Origin of the sequence: Streptomyces sp. NPDC003077, from assembly GCF_040611095.1 — a bacterium.
GTDB lineage: Bacteria > Actinomycetota > Actinomycetes > Streptomycetales > Streptomycetaceae > Streptomyces.
In genome coordinates this window covers 1-12,383 of sequence record NZ_JBEXNM010000123.1, presented here as the reverse complement: position 1 = coordinate 12,383, position 12,383 = coordinate 1, and the positions used below count along the sequence as shown (strand labels likewise).

The window sequence follows — 12,383 nt, the reverse complement described above, 5'->3', positions numbered from 1 at the left end:
GCGGCGACGCGGGTGAGGCCGCTGGTCATGGCTTGTTGGGGGTTGGGGGTGGGGTCGGTGGGTTGGGTGTGGACGGCGTTTTGGGTGAGGTTCCATAGGGGTGCGGTGATGTCGGCGTCACCCAACGCCTGAATCAGCGCCACGGAACGTCCCAGGTACTGCGCCAGTTCCCGCCCCAAGTCCCGGTCCGGCTCGGCGTCGGACACCTCAGGATCGCGCGGCAGGCTGACGGGTTCGGCCAGGGCCAGCAATGACAGGACACCCGCCACGGGACCCGCCTCGGCGCTGAGCCCCCGCAGCTCGTCCGCGAGCTCGGCCCGGGTGGTCGTCATGGCGACGGCATGCCGCACCACGTTCGCGCCCGCCTCTACCAGCGCGTCACATACGGCGGCCTCTTCCGCCCAGCCTTCCGCCGGCGTGACGACCCACCAGGTTCCGGTCAGTTGTGGGGTGCTGGTGGTGTGGGGGGTGGGTTTCCAGGTGATGGTGTAGCGCCAGTTGTTGATGGTGGTGTGGGTGCGTTGGTGTTGGCGCCAGGTGGTGAGGGCGGGGAGGAGTTGGGTGAGGGCGGTGGTGTCGTCGTTGTCGAGGGCGAGTTCGTGGGCGAGGTGGGTGGTGTCGCCTTGTTCGATGGCTTGCCAGAAGCGGGTGTCGGTGGGGTTGGTGGTGTGGGGGGTGTTGGTTTCGGGTTTGGGGGCGAGCCAGTAGCGGTGGTGTTGGAAGGGGTAGGTGGGGAGGTCTACGTGTCGGGCCTGGGTGCCTTCGTAGTGGGTGGTCCAGTTGGTGGGGAGGCCGTGGGTCCAGGCTTCGGCGAGGGACATCATGACCCGGTGGGGGGTGTCGTCGTTGCGGCGGAGGGTGGTGAGGCCGGTGACGTGGTCGGGGAGGGCCATGGTGAGGACGGGGTGGGCGCTGACTTCGAGGAATCGGTCGAAGCCTTCGTCGGCCAGGGTGGTGACGGAGGGGCCGAATTGGACGGTGTGGCGGAGGTTGCGGTACCAGTAGCGGCCGTCGAGTGCCGGGGTGGTGATCCACTGCTGGTCGAGGGTGGAGAAGAAGGGGGTCTTGGGTGCCTGGGGGGTGAGGTCGGTGAGGATGCGGGCGAGTTCGGCCTCGATGGTTTCGACGTGGTGGGTGTGGGAGGCGTAGTCGACCGGGATGGTGCGGGCCCGGATGTCCTCGGATTCGAGCCGCTGGCGCAGGTCCTCTAGGTCGTTGGGGTCGCCGGCGACCACGGTGCTGGCGGGCCCATTGATGGCGGCGATCTCCACACGGCCTTCGTACGAGGTGAGCCAGTCATCCATTGACGTGTGGGGGAGGGCGGTGGAGAGCATTCCGCCGCGTCCTGCCAGGTGGGCGGCGATGGCCTGGCTGCGCAGGGCCACGACCTTGGCGCCGTCCTGCAAAGAGAGAGCACCGGAGACGACGGCGGCGGCGATCTCGCCCTGGGAGTGCCCGATGACCGCGTCCGGCCGCACCCCGTAGGAGTCCCAAAGGGCGGCGAGGGCGACCATGACGGCGAAGGTGGCGGGCTGCACCACGTCCACCCGCTCCAGGGTGGGCGCGCCCGGTGCCTCCCGCAGGACCTCCGTCAGCGACCAGTCCACATATGCGCTGAGCGCGGCCTCGCACTCGGCGATGGCGGCGGCGAAGGCCGGGGAGTGCTCCAGCAGCCCGGCCCCCATCCCGGCCCACTGCGTCCCCTGACCAGGGAAGACGAACGCCACCCGGCCCAAAGACGGCCCGTTACCGCGTATCCACTCCTTCCCGCCATCCAGCGACACGGCCCGGTGTTCAAACACGGACCGCCCCGTGGCGAGGGAGAACCCCACGTCCACGGGATCGAGCTCGGCCCCGGCCGCCGTAACCCGCGCGATCTGCTCCTCCAGCGCGGCCGGGGTCTTCGCCGACACCACCCACGGCACTACGGGAAGAGCCGTGCTGGTCTTGTCCTCCGCCGAGACAAGGTCGGCTTCTTCCACGATGACGTGGGCGTTGGTGCCGCTGATGCCGAAGGCCGAGATGCCGGCGCGGCGGAGAGTGCCGTCCTCTCGTCGCTGCCAGTCGCGGGTTTCGGTGAGGAGGGTTACCTCGCCAGCGGTCCAGTCGACCTGCGGGGTGGGTTCGTCCACGTGCAAGGTCTTGGGCAGGACGCCGTGCCGCATGGCCATCACCATCTTGATGACGCCCGCCACGCCGGCTGCCGCCTGGGTGTGGCCCACGTTGGACTTGAGGGAGCCGAGCCAGAGGGGTTGTCCGTTGGGGCGTTCCTGGCCGTAGGTGGCGAGGAGGGCTTGGGCTTCGATGGGGTCGCCGAGGCGGGTGCCGGTGCCGTGGGCCTCGACCGCGTCCACGTCCGCCGGGGAGAGGCGGGCGTCGGCCAGCGCCTGGCGGATGACCCGTTGCTGGGACGGGCCGTTCGGCGCCGTGAGGCCGTTGCTGGCACCGTCCTGGTTGGTGGCGGTGCCCCGGACGACGGCGAGTACGGGGTGGCCGTTGCGACGGGCCTCGGACAGCCGCTCCACCAGGAGCATTCCGGCGCCCTCGGACCAGCTCGTGCCGTCCGCCGCCGCCGCGAACGCCTTGGAACGCCCGTCAGGGGCGAGACCACGCTGACGGCTGAACTCCACGAACATTCCGGGCGTCGACATGACCGTCACACCGCCGGCGAGCGCCATGTCGCACTCGCCCCTGCGCAGCGCCTGCACCGCCAGATGCAGCGCGACCAGCGAGGACGAGCACGCCGTGTCCACCGTCAGCGCGGAACCTTCGAGGCCGAGCGCGTAGGCGATCCGCCCCGATACGACACTGGCCGTGTTGCCGGTCAGCAGGTAACCGGCGAACTCGTCCCCGCCGTCCTGGAGCCGAGGCCCGTAATCCTGCGTCATGGCACCGGCGAAGACACCCACCCGCCGGCCACGCAGCGACTCCGGATCGACGCCCGCCCGTTCCAACGCCTCCCACGAGGTCTCCAGGAGCACGCGCTGCTGGGGGTCCATCGCGACGGCCTCGCGCGGCGAGATGCCGAAGAACGCCGCGTCGAAACCCGCCACGTCGTCCAGGAATCCGCCCTCCTGAACGTAGGTCTTCCCGGCGCGCTCGGGATCCGGGTCGTACAGGTTGCCGAGGTCCCAGCCGCGGTCGGTGGGGAAGCCGGAGATGGCGTCCTGGCCGTCGGCGACCAGTCGCCACAGGGCCTCGGGGGAGTCCACGCCGCCGGGCAACCGGCAGGCCATGCCCACGATCGCGATCGGCTCGTCGTCCGCCCCGAGGACGTGCGGCGGTCGGGTGACAGGTGCTGCCGCACGTTCGCGGCCGAGGACCTCGTCGACCAGCCGCTCGGCCAAGACGGTCGGCGTCGGGTAGTCGAAGATCATCGAGGTCGGCATACGGACCTCGAAGGCCGCGTTGACACGATTGCGCAGCTCGACCCCGGTCAGGGAGTCGCACCCCAGCTCACGGAAGGTCGAGCCGATCGCGATGTCCTCGGGCGAGGCGTGGCCCAGAAGCTTGGCCGCCTGAGCCCGCACCCTCTCCAGCACGATACGGACTTGCTCGTCCCGCTCCAGTCCCGCCAGTTCGGCAGCCAGTGCGCCCTGCTCGACGCGCGGTTCCGTCTCCGCCGAGGTGCTGTCGGTCTGGCCGAGCCAGTAGTGGCGGCGTTGGAAGGGGTAGGTGGGGAGGTCTACGTGTCGGGCCTGGGCTTTGTGGAAGTGGGTGGTCCAGTTGGTGGGGAGGCCGTGGGTCCAGGCTTCGGCGAGGGACATCATGACCCGGTGGGGGGTGTCGTCGTTGCGGCGGAGGGTGGTGAGGCCGGTGACGTGGTCGGGCAGCGCCATGGTGAGGACGGGGTGGGCGCTGACCTCTATGAATCGGTCGAAGCCTTCGTCGGCCAATGCTGTGACGGAGGGTCCGAATTGGACGGTGTGGCGGAGGTTGCGGTACCAGTAGCGGCCGTCGAGCGTCGGGGTGGTGATCCACTGCTGGTCGAGGGTGGAGAAGAACGGGATCTTCGGTGCTTGGGGGGTCAGGTCCGTTAGGAGCTCGTCGAGGTGGGTTTCGATGCTTGCGACGTGGTGGGTGTGGGAGGCGTAGTCGACGGGGATGGTGCGGGCTCGGATTCCCTCGGCTTCCAGTCGCTGCCGTAGGTCTTCCAGGTCGTTCGGGTCGCCGGCGACCACGGTGCTGGTGGGCCCGTTGATCGCGGCGATCTCCACACGACCCTCATACGGAGCGAGCCAGTCCGGGAGCGCTTCCTGTGCGAGGGCGGTGGAGAGCATCCCTCCGTGTCCCGCCAGGTGCGCGGCGATGGCCTGGCTGCGCAGGGCCACGACCTTGGCGCCGTCCTGCAAAGAGAGAGCACCGGAGACGACGGCGGCGGCGATCTCGCCCTGGGAGTGCCCGATCACCGCGTCCGGCCGCACCCCGTACGAGTCCCAAAGGGCAGCGAGGGCAATCATCACCGCGAACGTGACGGGCTGCACCACATCCACCCGCTCCAAGGTGGGCGCGCCCGGCGCCTCCCGCAGCACGTCCGTCAGTGACCAGTCCACATATGCGCTGAGTGCGGCCTCGCACTCGTCAATCGCGGCGGCGAAGGCCGGGGAGTGCTCCAGCAGCCCGGCCCCCATCCCGGCCCACTGCGTCCCCTGACCAGGGAAGACGAACGCCACCCGCCCCGAAGACGACGCCCCCGAACCCCGTATCCACTCCTCCCCACCATCCAGCGACACGGCCCGGTGCTCAAACACCGCCCGCCCCGTCGCCAGAGAGAACCCCACATCCACGGGGTCCAGCCCGGCCCCCGCAGCCGAGATCCGGGCAATCTGCTCCTCCAGCGCGGCCGGAGACTTCGCCGACACCACCCACGGCACCACCGACGACGAGGAGGCAGCCGACGGAGCAGAAGAGGCACGACCCTCGGCTTCAGCCTCAACTACGAATGAGGACGAACTGCCAGCGTCGGCACCAGCCCCCGGCGCCTCCGTGATCACCACATGGCAATTCGTCCCACCCATCCCGAAGGAGCTGACGCCGACCACCAGGGGCCGCCCGTCCGCGTCCGGTTCGCAGGGGGACAAGGCGGTGTTGACGCGGAGGTTCCACGCGTCGAAGTCGATGGCCGGGTTGGGGGTCTCGAAGTTGAGGCTGGCGGGCAGTTCGCGGTGCCGGACGGCCAGGACGGCCTTCAGCAGGCCGGCTATGCCCGCCGCGCCCTCAAGGTGGCCGATGTTGGTCTTGACCGACCCCACGAGCAGCGGCGACTCCGAGGGCCGGGCGGTGCCGAGGACCTCGCCCAGCGCCGCCGCCTCGATCGGGTCGCCGACCGGCGTGCCGGTGCCGTGCAGTTCGACGTAGCGGACCTCGGACGGGTCCACGGCCGCCTGCTCGTAGGCCAGGCGCAGCACCTGCTGCTGCGCCTTGACGTCGGGGGTGGTCATGCCGCGGTCCGCGCCGCCGTTGTTCACCGCGCTGCCGCGGATGACGCACAGCACCGGGTCGCCGTCCGCCAGCGCCCGGTCCAGCGGCTTCAGGACGACGAAGCCGCCGCCCTCGCCGCGTACATAGCCGTTGGCCCGGGCGTCGAAGGTGTACGACCGGCCGTCGGGGGAGAGGCCGCCGAACTTGCTGGCGCCGATCGTGCTGTCCGGGACGAGGTTGAGGGACACGCCGCCGGCCAGGGCGAGGGTGCTCTCCCCGCGCCGCAGGCTCTCGCACGCGAGGTGGACGGCGACGAGGGACGAGGACTGCCCCGAGTCGATCACCAGGCTCGGCCCGCGCAGGCCCAGCGTGTACGACAGGCGGTTGGCGATGACGCCTCGGTGCGAGCCCGTGACCGTGTGCTGGGTGATCGCCTCGACGCCCGCGCGCTGCCGGAGGGTGGCGTAGTCGTCCCAGATCGCCCCCGCGAACACCCCGGTCCGGGTGCCGGCGAGCGAGGACGGGTCCACGCCGGAGCGCTCCAGCGCCTCCCAGCCCAGTTCCAGGGCCAGCCGTTGCTGGGGGTCCATCTCCGCCGCCTCGCGCGGGGACACGCCGAAGAACGCGGCGTCGAACTCCCCGACCCCGTCGACGAACCCGCCCCACCGCGTGTTCATCCGGCCGGGTGCCGCGCGGTCGGGGCTGTAGAAGCGGTCCGCGTCCCAGCGGTCCGCGGGGACCTCCATCACGGCGTCCCGGCCGGAGCGCAGCAGCTCCCAGAAGGCGTCCGGGTCGGGCGCGCCCGGCAGCCTGCACGACAAGCCGATGACGGCGATGTCGGCCGCACCGCTTCCGGTGCCTTCTCCGCTCACGCCCATGGGCCCCGGAATGTGGCGGGGCCGCGGCCGGTGCCCCTCCTCCCGCCCGTACGCGTCGATGCCCTCCCGCTCCGGAACAACCCCCTGCCCCGGGAGGTCCCTTTGCCCCGAAGCGCTTTCCCGGCCATCCGCCACCGGAATGCACGAAACGGGGGACGGGGACGACGCGGCGGTGTTCCCGGACGCGCGCGCGGAGTCGTCCGCGGACGGGTATTCAGTGGCCTGGTGCTTCATGACTTCCGGCATCTCCCATGGCGAGATCAGGCGCATACGCGTATTTCTCCGGAGCACCCGGCGTTCTGCTTCCGGCGGGCGCTGCCTGGTATGCGCACGGCACGTGAACGCGCGGTACGTACGGGTCAACAGGAACGGTGGGAATGAGACGCAACAAGGAGGGACACGACAACGAGGGGCACAACAACGACGGACACGACAACGAGGGAAGCAACAACGAGGGAAGCAACAACGAGGGGCACGATAGCGAGAGCGGCAACGCGGGATGGAACCCAGGTAAAGACGGAATGGCGGAGATGGCGGAACAGAGCGGGAGCGCGCGGCATGTGTGAGCCGACACCGGCGAGGGCGAACCGGAACGGTCGACCGGTGGGTTGACCGGAACAGCCGGACCGCACCGCGGGAACCGGAACGCCGTCTCCTTACGGCTTACAACTCACTACGGACGGTTCATGATTGACGACTCACAATCGATGACTCACGACTCACGACTCACGACTCACGTCTGACGATCGACGTCTGACGATCGACGACTCACTACTGACGACTCACGGCTGACGATCGACGCCTGACGACACACGACTGACGACTTGCGGCGAAGACGAAAGCCGACGGAACGGAATACCGAACGGTACGACCGGATTTCGTCCCGGCATTCGCCCCCGGGCGGAATTCTGTACCCCGTGGCCGGCGGCATCCGAGGCACTCTGTCGAACTCCTCCGCGCCGCCAAGATCAGACGCTACGGACCCCACCCCACCGTTAGCCACCCCCCTAACCGGCGGTCCCCCTGAACCGTCGCGTACCCCCAGGTCGGTCGGGTCCGGGCACCCCTATCGGCCGCCCGGGGCGACCCCGGTTTTTAGGGGCCCCTAACTCTCGGCCGGAACCGGCCCGAGCCGTGCACACGCCGCTACGCTCGCTTTCCGTAAGAGCGCGGCGCCCGTCGGGATCCGAAGGGAACAGAGCGGAAGGGCGACGCCGACGGCAGCACGCGGGGGACGAAGGGACGAGGAGCCGCTTGAGGTGACGCACCGCAACGCATCGGGTCGGCGCAACGGGCCCCGGCGCCAGACCGGCGCGGATCTCCGCCGCCGCGAACTGGGACAGAACTTCCTTCAGAACACCGGGGTCGTACGAGACCTGATAGCGCCGGTCGCCGACCGTTCGTCACCGGTCCTGGAAATCGGTGCCGGCAAAGGCGTCATCACCAAGGAACTGCTGCGCGCCTTCGACCGCGTCACGGTCGTCGAGAAAGACCCGCGCTGGGCGTCCTTCGTCCGTGAGCGTTTCCGTGACGCCGATGGCAGGCTCCACGTCGTCGAAGGAGATTTCCTCAACTGGAAGCTGCCCAAGGGTGATTACACCGTCGTCTCCAACGTTCCCTTCGGTGCGACCACGCAGATCCTGCGCTGTTTATTGGAGTCCCCGAACTGGTCGGCGGCGTCCCTGATCGTGCAGTGGGAAGTCGCCCGGAAACGTGCCGGGCAGGGTTACGGTTCCCTGCTGACGACCTCCTGGGCCCCGTGGTACGAATTCAGCCTCGGCAATCGCATACCGGCCACCGATTTCCGGCCGGTGCCCGCGGTGGACGGCGGCATCCTCGTCATACGGCGCCGGGAGGAACCCCTGCTCCCCGACGGCGCTCGACGCGCTTTCCGGCATTTCGCCGAGGCGGTCTACACCGGCCCGGGCCGAGGCGTCGCCGAGATCCTGCGGCGGCACGTGCCCGGGCGCACCTACCGCTCGCTCGCGGACCGGCTGCGGATACGGCCGGACTCCCTGCCCAAGGACCTGACCCTGCCCCAGTGGGTCGCCCTCTTCGAGGCCTCCGCACCCCGGTACGACGGTGACGGTGGTGCCGGTCCCACCACCGCCCGTACCGGCAGGAAGCCCGGAGCTCCGGATGCCTCCCCGAACGGTTCGGGCCACCCCGACTCGTCCCCTGCCGCCGATTCGGGCAACGCCCCGGGCGCGGCCCGTCCCACCGGCTCGTCCGGGACGCCGAAGCCCCGATCCCGCCACGCGCCCGGCCCCGACGAGGCGCCCGGCCCCACCGCCTCGTCCCGGACACCGGAACCCCGGTCCGTCGAAACCTCCAACCCTGTCGAAACGTCCAACCCCGCCGAAACGTCCAACCCCGCCGAAACGTCCACCCCCGACGAGACACCCGGCCCCACCAAACCGCCCCGGCGCGGCACCCCGCCGGGCGTCGGCGGCTCCTTCGGCGGGGCGCAGGGCTTCGGCGCGGTGCAGCGCGCCGTGGGGCCGGCCAACCGGCAGCGTCCCCCGAGCGGACTGTCGGCCGGCCGCACCGCATGGATCCGGGGAGTGGGCATGGGCGGTCGCTCCTCCAGGACGCGGGGCGCCTCGCCGCGTCGCGGGGGCGGCCGGTGACGGGTACGGGCGCGGGCGCGTCCACGAAAGCGCACGGCGCCGCGTACGCCTCACCCACACCGACGCGCCCCCACCGGCCCCTACCACCGCCGACGGCCACAGCCCGGCACCCGGCCCACCTCAGCCGCGACCTGACCGCCACATGCCACCCGACCGACGTCACCCGATGCTCCCAGGCGTCACCCGTCGCCCCCGGCGTCACCCGACGCCCGGCGCCCCCGATCTCCCAGCGTCACCCGACATCCCCCGGCGTCACCCGACAACACCGAACGTCACCCGACATCCCCTGGCATCCCCCGACATCACCACCCCCCTCACGCCATATCCGCGATATCAAACTTCAGCCCGGAAGGAAGATCCACCCGACGCGTCACATTCAGCTTCTTGTACACCCGCGTCAGATGCTGCTCGACCGTGCTGATCGTGACGCACAGCCGCGTGGCGATCTGCCGGTTCGTCAGGCCGCGGGCGGCGAGCGCGGCCACCCGCCGTTCGGCGTCCGAGAGCGTGTCGACGCCGGTGCCCTCCCGTACGGGCACCTCCGGACGCACGCCCTTGGCGCGCGCCGTGGCGCGGCCGGGCATGATCTCCTCCGACAGGGAATGGGCGCCGCACTCCTCCGCCATGTCCCAGGCCCAGCGGGCGGTCATCCGCGCCCGGTCGGCCTCTCCCTGGGCCTGCTGGTGACGGCTGAGGGCCGCGAGCGCCCGGGCGTGTTCCAGCCGGTCGCCGCTGCCGTGCAGCGAGTCGATCGCCTCGGCCAGGATCTGTTCCCGGCGGCCCTTGTCCGCGGTCTCCGCCAGCACCCGCAGGGTCATGCCGCGCGCCCGGGACCTCCCGGGGCTCAGCCGCGCGTACTGGGCCTCGCACAGCTGCCGGGCCTCGGCGCGCTTCCCGAGCGAGAGGTACGCCTCGGCCGCGGCGGTGCGCCAGGGCAGGACGGCGGGCCGGTCGATGTTCCAGCCGGCCATCAGCTCGCCGCACACCAGGAACTCGCCCAGCGCGGCGTGCAGCCGGCCGGTCGCCAGCCAGTACCGGCCGCGCGCGTACATGTAGTGGAGCCCCGGCCGGGAGTCGAAGATCGTCTCGGGGACCGGCTGCTGGAGCACCTTCTCCGCGTCCTCGTACCGCCCCGCCGCGGTGCACGCGAGCAGCAGCGAGGACAGCGGGAACCCCAGCGACATCCCCCAGCTGTCCGGGGTCGCGTACGTGATGGCCATCCGCGCGTGGTCGCAGGCCCCGCTCAGGTCGCCGCGCCGTACGGCGACCTCGGCGCGGGCACCGGCGAAGACCGCCTGCCAGCCCGGGGAGCGCCGCTCGGCGGCCTGCCGGAGCAGCGAGTCCGCCCAGTGCAGGGCGCTGTCCAGCCGGTCGGAGTAGATCAGCGTGGACAGGGCGGGTTCCACCACCTCGTACGTCTTCTCGGTGAGCCGGCAGCTCTGGAGGAGCTGTTCCGCCTGGGCGTACGCGGCCTGGTCGGGGCCGTGTTCCAGGACCCGGGACAGCGCCCGGACGGCCTTGAGCCGCTGGTGCACGACGACCGGGGCCGCCGCCACCGTCTCCGGCTCGGAGACCGAGGGTAAACGTTCCAGCAGCGGCGGGCACAGGCCGGAGAGCCACACCCGCGTGATGAACAGCTCCACGTCGCCGGGCGCCTTGGGGCTCGCGCACACCTTCGCCAGCGCCTCCCCGGCCTCCTCAAGCTGCCCATACCAGACCAGGCAGCGGATCAGCGCGAGGACGTGCGGCCCGGGATGCAGCTCGGTGTCCGCGAGCCGGTCCCGGTAGGAGAAGCGCCGGGACGCCATGCCGGGCACCATCCGCCAGGACGCGGCGACCAACCCGGTGGCGATGCGGGCCAGTTGCTCCTCGTCGGTCGCCGAACGCACCGCCAGATCCAGGAACCCGAGCGCCTCCTCCAGCCGGTCGTCGGTGAGCGCCTGCTCGGCGGCGGCCTCCAGCACCGGCAGCTCCCAGGCCCCGGCCGTGATGTCGGCCGCGCTGTCCGCCGCCCGCAGGTGCCGGCCCACCACGGCCGCCACCGCCCCGTCGCGGTGCAGCAGCGCGGCGGCCCGCCGGTGGGTGGCGGCCCGGACCCGGGGCGGGATGTCCTGGAGGACGGCCTCGCCGACCGCCCGGTGACGCGGCGTGCCGTCCTCGTGGAGCAGTCCGATGGCGGTCAGTTCCTGGACGTGGCGGTCGACGGCCGTCACGTCCATACCGGCGAGATGTTCGATCAGCCCCGCGTCCGCCCGCCCGAGGACGGCGAGGCAGCGGGCGACCTCCATGGTGGCGGGCTCGCTGTGGTGCAGACAGGCCAGCACGGCCTGGACGAACGCGTCACCGGTGACCACGTCCTGGTCCTTGCCGCCCAGTCCCGTCTTCCGCGCGGCCTGGTGGTCCTGGATCAACGCCCTTACGAGGAGCGGGTTCCCTCCGCTGGTGGCGTGGTAGGCGGGCGCGAGGCGTTTGGCGAGCGCGCCGTCGAAGTGCCCGGCCAGCACCTGCGCGACGCCCTGCGGGCTCAGGTTCGCGGGCCACAGGTTGTGCCCGTTGGGATGGCGGATCAGCTCGCTGCGGAACATCCGGTACTCCGGGCGCAGCGAGGCCCGTTCGGCGAAGACGAAGCCGATCCGGCCCTGCCGGAGCCGGCTGATGCAGGAGAGCAGGAACTGGAGGGAGGTGGCGTCCGCGTGGTGCGCGTCGTCGACGACGAAGAGGAGGGGGAGATGCCGGTCGGCCAGGTCCAGACAGGCCCGCAGGTCGTGCATCTCCTGTGCCTGTAGGGGCTCCGTCAGCTCGGCCGCGCGGGTGCCGATCGCCGCCCGGATGCGGTCCACCAGCGCCTCGGCCGCCGAGGTGTCCGCGCCGTATTGCGCGGCACTCTGTAACAACTGCCCCACGAGCCCCAGTGGGAGAGTGCTTTCCCCCGCCGACGCCCGGGACATCCAGACCGTCACTCCTGCCTCGTGCGCGATCCTCCGCAGCGTCTGCACCAGTTCGGTCTTGCCGCTCCCGGCTGCCCCGGTGATCAACGCGATCGGGGTCTCCCCGTCCTCGCAAGCTCCGAGGACGGCATGCAGTGCCGCGATTTCCTCATTACGTTCCACGAGTGCCATGTCCAGGACTTCCCCCTGCTCCCAGGAAAGCGAACTAACCGCACGTACACCGTCCGTCACTCTACTCAAGTGTGCAACATACAGTTGAAACCGAGTGCGCGGAGTTTGCCGGGGGCCGGGCTGGTCCGCCTTCCTGCTTCCTGCGGGCGACTGTTGGGGCGTCAGAGAACGGGGGAGGGCACCTCGGCGCGTGGGCTCTGCCGCGGCGCCGCCCGGGCCTCGTGGGCCTGGGGGGGGGGGGGGTGGTCGCGCACCGCGGGCCCCACGAGACGCGCTTCAGAACCCAACCGGGGCACCAGCCCCCCCCCCCGCACCACAAAGATAAAGAAAGAGGT

The 12,383-nt window shown here is 71.0% G+C and carries 3 protein-coding genes and 1 pseudogene; 2 read left to right on the top strand and 2 right to left on the bottom strand.

Annotated elements, in window-relative coordinates:
- Window positions 1–6,299, bottom strand: a 6,299-nt coding sequence (locus ABZX96_RS37380) for a beta-ketoacyl synthase N-terminal-like domain-containing protein (RefSeq protein ID WP_355553923.1), incomplete at its 3' end; no start/stop codon positions are given.
- A 377-nt stretch (window positions 6,300–6,676) separates the two neighbouring features.
- On the opposite strand from ABZX96_RS37380, the gene ABZX96_RS37375 reads away from it, so the two are divergent.
- Both ABZX96_RS37375 and erm read left to right on the top strand, forming a co-directional pair.
- The gene (locus ABZX96_RS37375) at window positions 6,677–6,865 is read left to right on the top strand and encodes a hypothetical protein (protein WP_355553921.1); all 189 of its coding nucleotides are present in this window, start codon (window positions 6,677–6,679) and stop codon (window positions 6,863–6,865) included.
- 768 nt (window positions 6,866–7,633) lie between these two features.
- A pseudogene (gene erm, locus ABZX96_RS37370) lies at window positions 7,634–8,377 on the top strand (23S ribosomal RNA methyltransferase Erm); the annotation flags it as partial.
- 866 nt (window positions 8,378–9,243) lie between these two features.
- On the opposite strand, the gene ABZX96_RS37365 reads toward erm, so the two are convergent.
- On the bottom strand, window positions 9,244–12,048 hold the full coding sequence (locus tag ABZX96_RS37365; RefSeq protein ID WP_355553919.1) for an AAA family ATPase: 2,805 nt from the start codon (window positions 12,046–12,048) through the stop codon (window positions 9,244–9,246).
- Between the last annotated feature and the right edge of the window lie 335 nt (window positions 12,049–12,383).

Coding starts and splice junctions, on each gene's coding strand:
- ABZX96_RS37375 (WP_355553921.1), top strand. CDS start 6,677: ATGAGACGCAACAAGGAGGGACACGACAACGAGGGGCACAACAACGAC.
- ABZX96_RS37365 (WP_355553919.1), bottom strand. CDS start 12,048: ATGGCACTCGTGGAACGTAATGAGGAAATCGCGGCACTGCATGCCGTC.